Origin of the sequence: Agrobacterium salinitolerans (assembly GCF_027498475.1) — a bacterium.
GTDB lineage: Bacteria > Pseudomonadota > Alphaproteobacteria > Rhizobiales > Rhizobiaceae > Agrobacterium > Agrobacterium salinitolerans.
This window is the reverse complement of sequence record NZ_JAPZLN010000003.1, coordinates 68,739-80,652: the sequence shown is the minus strand read 5'-3', so window position 1 is coordinate 80,652 and position 11,914 is coordinate 68,739. Positions and strand designations below refer to the sequence as shown.

At 59.5% G+C, this 11,914-nt stretch carries 9 protein-coding genes and 1 riboswitch; of the genes, 4 read left to right on the top strand and 5 right to left on the bottom strand.

The features are described from left to right. Position 1 precedes the first annotated feature (1 nt). Positions 2–184, bottom strand: a riboswitch (cobalamin riboswitch). A 70-nt stretch (positions 185–254) separates the two neighbouring features. Next, the gene (locus O9X91_RS12360; protein WP_142912283.1) at positions 255–1,085 is read right to left on the bottom strand and encodes a TolB family protein; all 831 of its coding nucleotides are present in this window, start codon (positions 1,083–1,085) and stop codon (positions 255–257) included. Positions 1,086–1,277: 192 nt separating this feature from the next. On the opposite strand from O9X91_RS12360, the gene O9X91_RS12355 reads away from it, so the two are divergent. Beyond that, entirely contained in the window at positions 1,278–1,655 is a 378-nt protein-coding gene (locus tag O9X91_RS12355) for a glyoxalase superfamily protein (RefSeq protein ID WP_137410455.1), read from the top strand. A gap of 226 nt (positions 1,656–1,881) precedes the next feature. Here the strand turns inward: O9X91_RS12355 and O9X91_RS12350 are convergent, their stop codons facing one another. Then, entirely contained in the window at positions 1,882–3,561 is a 1,680-nt protein-coding gene (locus O9X91_RS12350) for an NAD+ synthase (protein WP_077982191.1), read from the bottom strand. Between the two features lie 222 nt (positions 3,562–3,783). On the opposite strand from O9X91_RS12350, the gene O9X91_RS12345 reads away from it, so the two are divergent. From O9X91_RS12345 to sthA, 3 genes are all read left to right on the top strand, one after another. Next, positions 3,784–5,724, top strand: a complete 1,941-nt coding sequence (locus O9X91_RS12345) for an LTA synthase family protein (protein WP_162520383.1) — start codon at positions 3,784–3,786, stop codon at positions 5,722–5,724. A 114-nt stretch (positions 5,725–5,838) separates the two neighbouring features. Then, positions 5,839–6,372, top strand: coding sequence for a DUF1003 domain-containing protein (locus tag O9X91_RS12340; RefSeq protein WP_142912284.1), 534 nt, complete (start codon positions 5,839–5,841; stop codon positions 6,370–6,372). Positions 6,373–7,100: 728 nt separating this feature from the next. Next, positions 7,101–8,504, top strand: coding sequence for a Si-specific NAD(P)(+) transhydrogenase (sthA, locus tag O9X91_RS12335; protein WP_269833483.1), 1,404 nt, complete (start codon positions 7,101–7,103; stop codon positions 8,502–8,504). 199 nt (positions 8,505–8,703) lie between these two features. Here the strand turns inward: sthA and O9X91_RS12330 are convergent, their stop codons facing one another. The 3 genes from O9X91_RS12330 to tig all read right to left on the bottom strand — a co-directional run bounded on the left by O9X91_RS12330 (position 8,704) and on the right by tig (position 11,829). Continuing rightward, positions 8,704–9,354 carry a hypothetical protein gene (locus O9X91_RS12330; RefSeq protein ID WP_077982188.1) on the bottom strand — a complete coding sequence of 217 codons (651 nt, stop codon included), beginning with the start codon at positions 9,352–9,354 and terminating at the stop codon, positions 8,704–8,706. A gap of 250 nt (positions 9,355–9,604) precedes the next feature. Continuing rightward, positions 9,605–10,144 (bottom strand): AAA family ATPase, encoded by a 540-nt coding sequence (locus O9X91_RS12325; protein WP_137411018.1) that lies wholly within the window; start codon positions 10,142–10,144, stop codon positions 9,605–9,607. A gap of 206 nt (positions 10,145–10,350) precedes the next feature. Continuing rightward, entirely contained in the window at positions 10,351–11,829 is a 1,479-nt protein-coding gene (tig, locus tag O9X91_RS12320; protein ID WP_142912287.1) for a trigger factor, read from the bottom strand. Between the last annotated feature and the right edge of the window lie 85 nt (positions 11,830–11,914).

Genomic DNA, 11,914 nt, shown 5'->3' with positions numbered 1-11,914 from the left:
GTTCGGTCTATCCTGTCAGGCCGGTCTTCTGACTAGGCTTCATCCGCCCCTTTCGCCTTCCCGAATAACTTCAGTGGCATGAGAAAAAGAGCATCCGCCTCACAGCGTTGGGCACGTTCCGGTCTTTCACCGGATTCCCGATTCTCCCGCCGCAAGGGCGGGCACCTGACGGGAGAAGCTATGGGCAAAAAAGCTTGCGAATGCAAGTATCCTGCGGGTGGTGCGGCAATGTGGCCTGCTGCACCTTACCGTCATCATGCCACCGGGAAATACCTGACATACGCAAACTCATCGCCATCAGGTGACCAATTGGGCGAGTTCATCGTGCCCTGCCCGCCGAACAGGTCGAACAGCGTTTCGACATTGCCGCCATCCATATCCATCAGCCGCACCCGCACATCCAGATCGCGCGGATGGTCGAAGACATCGGCGTCATAAGAAACGAACACCACCTTGTCGCCCTTCGGAGACGGATGCGGGAACCAGTCGCCATAAGCGCTGTCGGTGATGCGCTCGACGGCGGAGCCGTCCACACGCACCCGCCAGATCTGCATGCGCCCGGTACGGCTGGAATTGAAATAAATCCATTCGCCGTCGGGCGAATAATCCGGCCCGTCATTGCGGCCCTCACCATGGGTGAGACGTGTTTCGACACCGCTGTCTATGTCCATGGAATAGATATCGAAAACCTGATCGCGAATGCCGCAATAGGCAAAACCTTTCCCATCCGGCGACCAGCCGTGCCAGTAGGAAGGCAGGTTCTTCGTCATCAGCCGCGGCGCGCCGCCCGCCGAAGGCAGCAGATAGATGGCGCTCTTGCCGAATTCCACCTTGTCGGAAATGGCGTAGAGCGAACCGTCGGGCGAAATGCCGTGGTCGTTGTTGCAGAGTGTGGCAAAGCCGGTATCGACCTTTTCCGGCGACACATCACCGGCAAGAGACAGGCGATACAGCAGTCCTTCGCTGTTCAGCAGGAGATAGTGTCCATCCGGCGACCAGTTCGGCGCTTCGAAGAGATCAGGCGTCTGCCACACCACCCGCATCTGGCGGGTGCGGATGTTGAAGATTTCGATGGAGCTGCGCATTCTGCCTCCCGGGCGTGTCCGTGTTCTCATTCAAAACGCTTGGTGACGCAGACATTCCGTTTGCATCCACCATGGCCTTGATTATGATCCTAGGGCGGCAGGCACCGTCCTGCAAATTCAAACCGGAAAAAACGCCAGCGCTCCGGCACCGTCCGTGGCCCTCCCCGTTTCTCCCAGATCCGAGGTTCCGCGATGAATTCCATCGCCGATCACGGCATCCGCTTCGGCCGGATCGCCGCAATGCTCCCTGTCAAAAACATCGAAAAGGCCCATGATTTTTACGTTGGCGTGCTCGGTTTCGAAAAGACCTTCGAAAACGGCAACCCCGTCGGCTTCATGATCCTCAAACAGGGCAATGCCGAGCTGCATCTGACATTGCAGCCCACCCACAAAGCGGCACCCTTCAATGTGGCGCATATGATGGTGAGCGATGTGGACGCGCTGCATGCGCTCTGCAAGAGCCAGGGCTTGCGCATTATCAAGGGCCTGCAGGACAAGGATTATGGGCTCCGGGCCTTTGTCTTTGAAGACCCTGACGGCAACCGCATCGATGTGGGGCAGGTTATTTGAAGTGATCGGGCGGCGCGGGGTTTTCCTCGCGCCGTCTGTTCAAATACGTAGGCTTATTCTGGACCGAGCGCATGCCACTTGTTTCTTCTCCCCGCCGGGGAGAAGTCCGCGGCAGCGGGATGAGGGGGCGAGCGTCAATATATACGGAGGGGTTGCCCCCTCATCCGACCCTTCGGGCCACCTTCTCCCCCGCGGGGAGAAGAACCTACCCGCATCGCCCCTTCGACTACCGATCCCGGAAACGGTTGGTAATCGGATAACGCCGGTCACGCCCAAAATTCTTCTTGGTAATCTTCACACCCGGGGCCGATTGCCGGCGCTTGTATTCGGCGAGGTAAAGCAGATGCTCCACCCGGTGCACGGTCGCAATATCATGCCCGCGCGCCAGAATTTCCTCGACCGACATTTCCTTCTCCACAAGGCATTCCAGAATGTCATCCAGCACCGGATAGGGCGGCAGCGAATCCTGGTCGGTCTGGTTGGGGCGCAATTCGGCCGAGGGTGCCTTGGAAAGGATATTGGCGGGGATCACCTCGCCGGAAGGGCCGAGAGCGCCCGGCGGCACATGGGCATTGCGCCAGCTGGAAATGGCGTAGACCTGCATCTTGTAGAGGTCCTTGATGGGGTTGAAACCGCCATTCATGTCGCCGTAAAGCGTGGCGTAACCCACTGACATTTCCGACTTGTTGCCGGTCGTTACCACCATCGAGCCGAACTTGTTCGAAACGGCCATCAAAATGGTGCCGCGTGTGCGGCTCTGCAGGTTTTCTTCGGTAATGCCCTCTTCCGTACCCTCAAAAAGTTCGGAAAGCGCCGACAGGAAACCCTCAACCGGCTCGACGATCGGCACGATATCATAACGGCAGCCGAGCGCTTTCGCACAATCGGCGGCGTCCTTCAGCGATTCTTCTGAGGTATAACGGTAAGGCAGCATGATGCAGCGCACCCGCTCCTCGCCCAGCGCATCGACGGCAAGGGCGGCGCAGATCGCCGAATCGATGCCGCCGGAAAGGCCGAGAACCACGCTCTTGAAGCCGTTCTTGTTGACGTAGTCACGGAAACCCAGCATGCAGGCGCGGTAATCCGCCTCCTCGCCTTCAGGGATTTTCGAGAATGGACCGCTCTCGCAGCGCCAGCCGTCAGCAGTACGCTTCCAGTCGGTGACCGCAAGCGTGGCCTCGAACTGGCTCATCTGGAAGGCAAGCGTCTTGTCGGCATTAAAGGCGAAACTCGCGCCGTCGAACACCAGTTCGTCCTGCCCGCCCAACTGGTTGGCGAAGACGAGAGGCAGACCGCTTTCGATAACCTGCCGCAGCGCCACCTGATGGCGCACATCCAGCTTGCCGCGATAATAGGGCGAACCGTTCGGCACCAGCAGGATTTCCGCCCCGCTTTCGGCGAGTGTTTCACAGACACCCATGTCGTTCCAGATTTCCTCGCAGATCGGAATGCCGATCCGCACGCCACGGAAATTATAAGGCCCGGAAATCGACCCTTCAGAGAAAACCCGCTTCTCGTCGAACTCGCCGTAATTCGGCAGGTCGATCTTGTCGCGCAGCGCGACGATCTTTCCGCCATCCAGCAGCGCCACGGAATTGTGCCGGCCCGTCTCGCCCTGTCGCGGAAAGCCGATGACCACGCCCGGCCCGCCATCGGCGGTCTCCGCCGCCAGCTCTTCCACCGCTTTCAGGCAGGCTTTCAGGAAAGCCGGCTTCAGCACCAAGTCTTCCGGCGGATAGCCGGATATGAACAGCTCCGTCAGGAGCAGAAGATCGGCGCCCTGCGTCGCCGCATCGGCCCTTGCCTCGCGCGCCTTGGCGAGATTGCCCGCCACGTCGCCAACGGTGGGATTGAACTGCCCGACGGCAATCCGGAGATGGTTCTCTATATCGTGTCTGTCGCTCATGGCTTTTCAATACCGCGCCCGTGGCCGCTCCGCAACGCGGCAATTGCATGGCGGCGCCCGTTACGCTTCGGCCGCGCGCCTTCACGCTAAGGTTATCGCCGCACCGGCCAGACTCTTCAAAGTTCATGTCGCGTTCATCGCGCTTATGTGACAGTTACATGACACTTTTGCGACACCCGATTCACCTCCCTGGATCGGTCGTGCCGCCTGCAATACCGGAGTATGGGTTTGAAACATTCGGCGCCAAAAACAACGGCTTCCGAAAAGGCTGGTTTCGTCTTTTCGCCTGCATGGACAAGGAGCCTTTCCAAGCTTTCGGGCACGGCCTATACGCTTGCCAATCTGACGGTCGCGTCCGTCGTGCTGGTTGTGGCGCTGGAGTGGATCGCGCGGGGCTCGCTCACCGATGTCGGCGCTTTCCTCACCTCCTCCGCCCGCCCCGGAATGACCACCATTGCCGCCGTGCTCGCCCTCCTCGTGGCACTGGATGCACTTCTTGGCAGGCGTTACCTGTCGCTGATCGCGCTTGCGCCGCTCTGCGCGCTGACGGGGCTGATTTCGGCGCAGAAGCAGACCTATCTCTCCGATCCTCTTTATCCATCCGACCTCTTATTCGGCCGCCAGATCCTCGAGCTTCTGCCGACCATGCTGAGGGCTCAGCCGATGACGGCAGCCCTCGTCGCCCTCGGCATCTTTGCCACGATTGCGGCACTTACGGGCCTCTGGCTGCTGGCGCGCCGCCACTCACCGGGCCTGAGCTGGCGCGAACGCGCCGCTGGTCTCGCGCTGGCGCTGCCGCTTCTCGCCGGTCTTGCCTCGCTTATGGACTATTCGCATTATTCCTGGGTGCGCGATCGCCTCAACATCATTCCCATGATGTGGGATCAGCAGGAAAATTACCGCCATAACGGCTTCCTGATGGCCTTCGCCTTCAATATTCCGATGGCCAATGTCGCAGCGCCGCAGGGGTATGGCGAAAATGCCATCGCCGACCTGACATCCAAGCCCGCCGCCTTCGCCGCCAACAAGGGCGATTACCCCGATGTCATCATGCTGATGAGCGAATCGCTGTGGGATCCGAAGCGGCTTGAAAATGTGAAGCTCTCCGACGATCCCATGCCGACGATCCGCGCCAAACGGTCCGGCAATGTCTTTTCCCCGGAGTTCGGCGGCATGACGGCGAATGTGGAATTCGAGGCGCTGACCGGCTTCTCCAACGCCTTCCTGCCCTATGGCAGCATTCCCTATCAGCAATATATCCGCCGCCCGGTGCCCTCGCTCGCCAGCTTCTTCCGTGGCGAAGGTTATTCCGCCATCGCCATGCATCCCTTCCAGGAATGGTTCTGGAACCGCAAGCAGGTCTATGCGAATTTCGGCTTCGAGGAATTCCGCTCCGAAGAGACGCTGCCGGCCATGGAAAAACGCGGCAACTTTGCCTCCGACGATGCGCTGATGGACGAGATCATGGCGACGGCCGAAAAGGCGCAGAACCCGCTCTTCCTCTTCGCCGTCACCCTTCAGGGACATGGTCCCTATGAGGCGACCCGTTACGCAAAAAACACGATTGGCGTCGAAGGCGACCTCTCCGCCTCGGCCTCGCAGGCGCTCGCCACCTATTCTCAAGGGGTGGCGGAAGCTGATGAAGCGCTGCTGAAACTGATGCGCTGGGCGAAGAAGCGCGACCGGGAAACCATTATCGTCCTCTTCGGCGATCACCTGCCGCCGCTCGGCCAGACCTTTGTCGAAAGCGGTTACATGCCGGGCATGGTGGCAAGCCGCCGCGCGCCGCTGGAGGTGATGAAAAAGGAACACGAGACACCGCTCGTCGTCTGGTCCTCAAAGAAGGGCGTGCGCAAGAATATCGGCACCATCAGCCCGGCGCTTTTGCCCTATCATGTGCTGAAGACGGCGGGCTTCTCCGATCCCTTCTATACCGGCATGCTCGGCGAGGTTCAGCAGGCCTTTTCCGTCGTCGACCGGCACATGCTGGTGACGGCCGACGGCAAGGCCCAGCCCGACTGGTCGATTGCCGCGAACGCCGTTCCCGAGGTGTTGCGCGATTACAGGATGCTGCAATTCGACATGATGTTCGGCCAGCAATATGGCCGCGAACGCTTCTTCCCCGGTTTCAACTGGCTGCACGAGGGGGCGCCATCGGTCTGATGGTTTTCGGCGAGGGACGCCTGAACCGCATGGCGGTGGAAATCGTTTGAATTCCACCGCCATGCGGGTTTATCTCGCAAAACGTTCAGGCCTCATCAGAACCGGAGACACACCGTGTCAGATATCTCCGACTATATCATTTCGCATTTCAAGCGCTCCTCCCGTGAAATCGGCGAGGTGGAACGGCGCATCCTGGAACTGTCGCACCAGAAGAAGCTGGTTTCGAGCGACATCAATGCGGAATTTTCCGCCGGGGCCAGTGTCGGTGACAGGCTGGCGGACAATATCGCCAAGGTCGGCGGCTCATGGGGTTTCATTCTCAGCTTCTGTTTTTTCCTGATCTTCTGGGCCATCATCAACACAATCGTGCTGACCACCCGCGCTTTCGACCCCTACCCCTTCATTTTCCTCAATCTGCTTCTCTCCATGCTGGCCGCCATCCAGGCGCCGATCATCATGATGTCGCAGAACCGCCAGGCCGCCCGCGACCGTTTCGAGGCCGCCAAGGACTACGAGGTGAACCTGAAGGCCGAGCTTGAGGTTCTGTCCCTGCATGAAAAGATCGACGTGAAGGTGCTGGCCGAACTGGCCGCACTCCGGCAGGACCTTGCAGCGCTTCACCGCCATGTCGCTCGCAAGGAAGACTGACGCCGAAAAAATTCATCCCCGCTTTTCCCCGCCCCGCGCCGCGCTGTTAGATTAAACGCAGTCCCGCCGGGTGGACGCCAGACGTGGCGAAAACCGAGGGACGGTTCTGGTGGTGGAACGCTGGCAACGTTCGTGGAAAGGACCATTTCGCAAGGCCGCCGTGCACGGCCCTTGCGAGATACGGCATAGTGAAAGACCCGGCTGCGCAACGCATCCGACAAACACCAACCTCACATGAAGCGCAGCCGGGGATCGCCCGGTGCTCTCCATCCATACCCCGCATGGCAGCGCCGTGCGGGATGAAGGTGTTGGTTTTTTTGGGGCGTCTTCAGGAAGTGCGCGGGGCTTTACCCCCCTCTGCCCTGCCGGGCATCTCCCCCTCAAGGGGGGAGATCGATCTGCGGCTAGGTTTCGCCCCTCTCAACGTTTGAGGATGAAGCGACAAAAGGGCCTCCTGCTGATCTCCCCCCTTGAGGGGGAGATGCCCGGCAGGGCAGAGGGGGGTAAGCCACACCCACCCTCGATCTCCCGAAAATCCACCCCCAGTTACGAATCCGTCAGATTCTTACGCTACAGATTGACGCAGGCGTTTGTTGCATTGCACTCTTGCGGGCAAGGCTGACCGGGGAATCACTCCCCATCGTCAAAATGGCATCACGACCATTTCGCGGCGACGCCACGCCGGATGCGACATCCGGTCATCGCAATATTCTGTTCCGGGGTTTTTCATGTACCAGTTCGATCTGATTGTTGTCGGCAGCGGTCCGGCGGGTAGACGGGCCGCCATTCAGGCCGCCAAGCTCGAAAAGAGGGTTCTGGTCATTGAGAAGGGCAGCCGCGTTGGCGGCGTTTCGGTGCACACCGGCACCATTCCTTCCAAAACCCTGCGCGAAACCGCGCTCAACCTCACCGGCTGGCGCGAGCGCGGATTTTACGGCCGCGCCTATCGCGTCAAGCAGGAGATCGATGCGGAAGACCTGCGCCGTCGCCTCCTCATCACGCTGGATCACGAGGTGGAAGTGCTGGAACACCAGTTCGCCCGCAACCGCGTGCAGCACATTCGCGGCACGGCAAGCTTCATCGACGCCAACACCATGAAGGTGGTGAAGAGCGACGGCGAGATCATGACTGTCACCGCCACCTCCATCCTGCTGACCATCGGCACCCGCCCCTACAGGCCGCCGCATATTCCCTTCGATGGCGAAGCGGTGCTCGATTCGGACGAGATTCTGGAAATCAAGGAACTGCCGCGCTCCATGATCGTCGTTGGCGCTGGCGTCATCGGCATCGAATATGCCACCATCTTCAGCGCGCTCGACACGCAGGTAACTGTGGTGGAACCGCGCGAGACCATGCTGGAATTCATCGACAAGGAAATCGTCGAGGATTTCACCTATCAGCTGCGCGACCGCAACATGAAACTGATCTTCGGCCAGAAGGCGGAAAAGGTGGAGCGCGACGAGAGCGGCAAATGCCTCGTCTCGCTCGGCAACGGTCGCGTGCTGAAGGCCGAGACCGTCCTCTTCGCCGCCGGTCGCGTCGGCGCCACCGATACGCTCAATCTTTCCGCCTGCGGGCTGGAGGCCGATAGCCGTGGCCGCCTGAAAGTCGATCCCGAGACCTTCCAGACGTCTGTGCCGAACATCTATGCCGCCGGCGATATCATCGGTTTCCCGAGCCTTGCCTCCACCTCCATGGAACAGGGCCGCATCGCCGCCCGCCACGCCGTTGGCGCCCCTGCCGGCGAACCGCCGCAATTCTTCCCCTATGGCATCTATGCCGTGCCTGAGATCTCCACCTGCGGCCTGACGGAAGAGGAAGTCATCGAACGCAACATTCCCTATGAATGCGGCATCGCCCATTTCCGCGAAACCTCACGCGGCCACATCATGGGCCTCGACAGCGGGCTCTTGAAGATGATCTTCTCTCTGAAAACCCGCCGCCTGCTCGGCGTCCACATCGTCGGCGAAGGTGCGACCGAACTGGTGCATATCGGCCAGGCGGTGCTGAACCTGAAGGGCACGGTGGAATATTTCGTCGAGAATACCTTCAACTATCCCACACTTGCGGAAGCTTACAAGATCGCCGGGCTGGATGCTTGGAACCGGATGGGTGAGATCAAGAAGGATTGAGGCTTTGTCGCGGGTAAGGAGATAATCTGCAATGTTCGAAAACATCTCCTGCCGTCATGCTCGGGCCTGTCCCGAGCATCTGCAACGTCTCGGTTTATGAGACGTGATTAGATCCTTGGGACAAGCCCAAGGATGACGCCGCGTATCGAGCGAGAATGCCGGTCGTACGCATTGCTTAGACGACAGGTCACGCATACCCTCACCACCGAATACTATACCGCGCACTCACGCCGGGCCGGAAATGATCCGCATAGCCCTGATCAAGCGTGCCGCGCACAGTCAGGTGATCGCCAATCTTCTGCTCCACCGCCACGCCGCTGCTGAACTCATTGAAACTGTTTCGGCTCGCCCCCGTCAGCACGAAGGCAGTGCCGGTTTCCGAACGGGACAGGCGCAGCGACTGCGACACATCCAGCCCGTTCCATTGCTGCGCCGTGCCGTCATAACGGACCGTGAAATTGCGGTTCGCCTCGATATCCAGCTCCGGCGTGACGACACGTTTCTGCCGCGAGGTCATGGAGATACTGCTCGAACCCGTCAGCGCATTGAAAATGACGCCGACATCACGGGCGAGGGAAACGCCAGGCAACTGTTCGGCGAGCAGCGTGACATTGCCCCATAGCCGCACCGGCGTATCGACCAGCTGCCCACCCTTAGACGCGCTCATGCCCATTTCGAGGCCCGCCCGGATCGGCGTATCGACCGGCAGCTTCGCGCCGATGCGCGCCGTATAGGAACGGTCTGAATTCTTGACCGGCTTCCAGATCAGCCCGGCCTCATCAGCATGGGCCGCGGTGCCAGTGGCGGTGAAAAGAGACAACAGGAGGGTAAAACCCATTCTTGGCGACATATCTTGTCCCCTGGCAAATTAAGGGCGCGCCGGGAGAACCCGGCAGGCACGGTAAAAGCGTAAGGCCAATGGTTGGCATCGACGAGGCCGCATCGAGCGGCGCTTCATGCCCGAACGGCCGCTGAATACGACCTGAGCAAATCATGCTGCGCAGGGTGCCAGATGAACGGGAGATGAACAAGAGCAGATGCAGCAAAAAATCATGCTGCACTGCATTGTGATCGGAACAATGGCGCGGGAAGTTCGGCCGCTACCCTTTTTCGACCGGAAGCGCGCAGCGGGCGAGAATATCATCCACCACCACGGTCAAAGGTCTGGATGAATCGAGGACCGTTGCGTCAACGGGGATGTCTTCCTTCGTTGCATGGAGTTGCAGGACAAATTCGCGCTCCTGCGGGTTTCCGCCGAACTCGTCCGCGGGTCTCTCGATCAGCCGTTTTCGCAAGGTCTCGCTATCGAGATCGAGAACGAAGACCTCATCGAACACATCCATGAAACGCTGAAAATTTCTCGAGCCACCGCAAAAGAATGTGAGTGCGTGGCTGCGGTCGGCGGCGATCCGCCGAACCTTTTCGACATCCCAGATATGATGCCGATGCCGGAAAGGCATATCGGTCGCATCGCCCCGCAACAACGCGGGATCGAGCGGTTCGCCGGTTTCAGGGTCGCCCTTGTAGGCAAGCTCCCGGTCGCCGTGGATCACATGATGGCCACGCCGCTGAAGTTCTATCGCAACCGAAGTCTTGCCGACCCCGGAGACACCCTCGACCAAGTAATTTCTCACACCCATGGCACTGCCGTTCGACATTCCTCGACTATGGTCCTTGAAGCCTGACCCAGCATTATGGGTTTCGACTATAATAACCAGGAATGACGCAACGATGTCGAAGGATTGAGAAACGGGCGATTGCGTAGCTGAACAAGCGGGGCGCCCAAACAAAAAGGCCGCAGCTTTCGCCGCGGCCCTTCCATTCAATCAGCTTTCGCCAACCAAGATTATTCAGCGTCGCCTTCAGCGGCCTTCTTCTTGGCAGGAGCCTTCTTCTTCGGAGCGGCTTCTTCGCCTTCACCGGCGTCGTCAGCCTTGGCAGCAGCCTTTTTCTTGGCAGGCGCCTTCTTCTTGGTTTCCGTGGCTTCTTCGCCGTCGTCAGCCAGCAGCTCTTCCTTGGAAACGGTCTTGTCCGTTACCGAGATTTCGGTGAGCAGCTTGTCGATGACCTTTTCTTCGAAGATCGGAGCGCGCAGCGAAGCGGAAGCGCCTGGCGTGTTGCGGAAGAAATCGAGGATTTCCTTCTGCTGGCCCGGGAACTGCTGAAGCTGCTGGAACAGCGCGCGCTGCATTTCTTCTTCGGTCACTTCGACGCCGGCCTTTTCGCCGATTTCGGAGAGAACGAGGCCGAGACGGACGCGGCGTTCAGCAAGCTTGCGATATTCTTCGCGGGCTTCTTCTTCCGTGGTGTCTTCGTCAGCAAAGGTCTTGCCGGACTGGGCAAGATCGGTGTTGATCTGGCGCCAGATGTTGTCGAACTCGGCGTCAACCAGACCAGCCGGCGTGTCGAACTTGTACATTTCGTCGAGCTGATCGAGGATCTGACGCTTGACCTTCTGGCGGGTGACGTTGCCATACTGGCTCTCGATCTGACCCTTGACGATTTCCTTCAGCTTTTCAGCCGATTCGAGACCGAGCTTCTCGGCCAGTTCGTCGTTGATTTCAACGGCGGCAGCGGCAGCAACTTCCTTGACGGTGATGTCGAAGTTAGCTTCCTTGCCGGCAAGGTTCGCAGCCGGGTAATCGGCCGGGAACGTCACGGTGATGGTCTTTTCGTCGCCGGCCTTGACGCCAACGAGCTGGTCTTCGAAGCCGGGGATGAAGCGGCCCGAACCGAGAACCAGTTCGGCATCTTCAGCAGCGCCGCCATCGAAGGCTTCGCCGTCAACCTTGCCGAGATAGTTCATCGTGACGCGGTCGCCTTCAGCGGCCTTGCCCTTCTTGGCTTCAAAAGTGCGGGCGCTTTCAGCGATCTTGAGGATCTGCTCGTTGATTTCGTCTTCGGAGACTTCAACAACTTCGCGGGTAACCTTGATGCCGTCATTGGCCTTCAGTTCGATGGCCGGAATGATTTCGTAGGCAACGGTGAATTCGAAATCGGATTCGGCCGACAGGATCTTTTCGGCTTCCTGCTCGTCTTCGGTCATGGAGATGGCCGGCTGCGTTGCGGACTTTTCGCCACGGCTGGAGAGGATTTCGGTCGGCTTTTCACGAACCAGCTCGTTGACGAGATCGGCCATGATGGACTTGCCGTACATCTTCTTTAGGTGGCCAACCGGCACCTTGCCGGGACGGAAACCGTTGATGCGAACCTTGTCCTTGGCGTCAACCAGGCGCTCGTCCAGACGGGCCTTCATGTCGGCGGCCGGAATAACGACCTTGAGTTCGCGCTTCAGCCCTTCAGCGAGCGTTTCGATAACCTGCATTTTCTCAAACCTTCACATCATGGCGGCGGTGCTCAGACAGCCGTTGGTTTACTTTCGAGCACTGCACTGGAACAACGTCCCGGCC

What these genes read in the sequence shown, in the direction of transcription:
- O9X91_RS12330 (WP_077982188.1), bottom strand. Translation starts at nt 9,354, where the DNA reads ATGTCGCCAAGAATGGGTTTTACCCTCCTGTTGTCTCTTTTCACCGCC.
- O9X91_RS12350 (WP_077982191.1), bottom strand. Translation starts at nt 3,561, where the DNA reads ATGAGCGACAGACACGATATAGAGAACCATCTCCGGATTGCCGTCGGG.
- O9X91_RS12345 (WP_162520383.1), top strand. Translation starts at nt 3,784, where the DNA reads ATGGGTTTGAAACATTCGGCGCCAAAAACAACGGCTTCCGAAAAGGCT.
- O9X91_RS12355 (WP_137410455.1), top strand. Translation starts at nt 1,278, where the DNA reads ATGAATTCCATCGCCGATCACGGCATCCGCTTCGGCCGGATCGCCGCA.
- sthA (WP_269833483.1), top strand. Translation starts at nt 7,101, where the DNA reads ATGTACCAGTTCGATCTGATTGTTGTCGGCAGCGGTCCGGCGGGTAGA.
- O9X91_RS12325 (WP_137411018.1), bottom strand. Translation starts at nt 10,144, where the DNA reads ATGGGTGTGAGAAATTACTTGGTCGAGGGTGTCTCCGGGGTCGGCAAG.
- tig (WP_142912287.1), bottom strand. Translation starts at nt 11,829, where the DNA reads ATGCAGGTTATCGAAACGCTCGCTGAAGGGCTGAAGCGCGAACTCAAG.
- O9X91_RS12360 (WP_142912283.1), bottom strand. Translation starts at nt 1,085, where the DNA reads ATGCGCAGCTCCATCGAAATCTTCAACATCCGCACCCGCCAGATGCGG.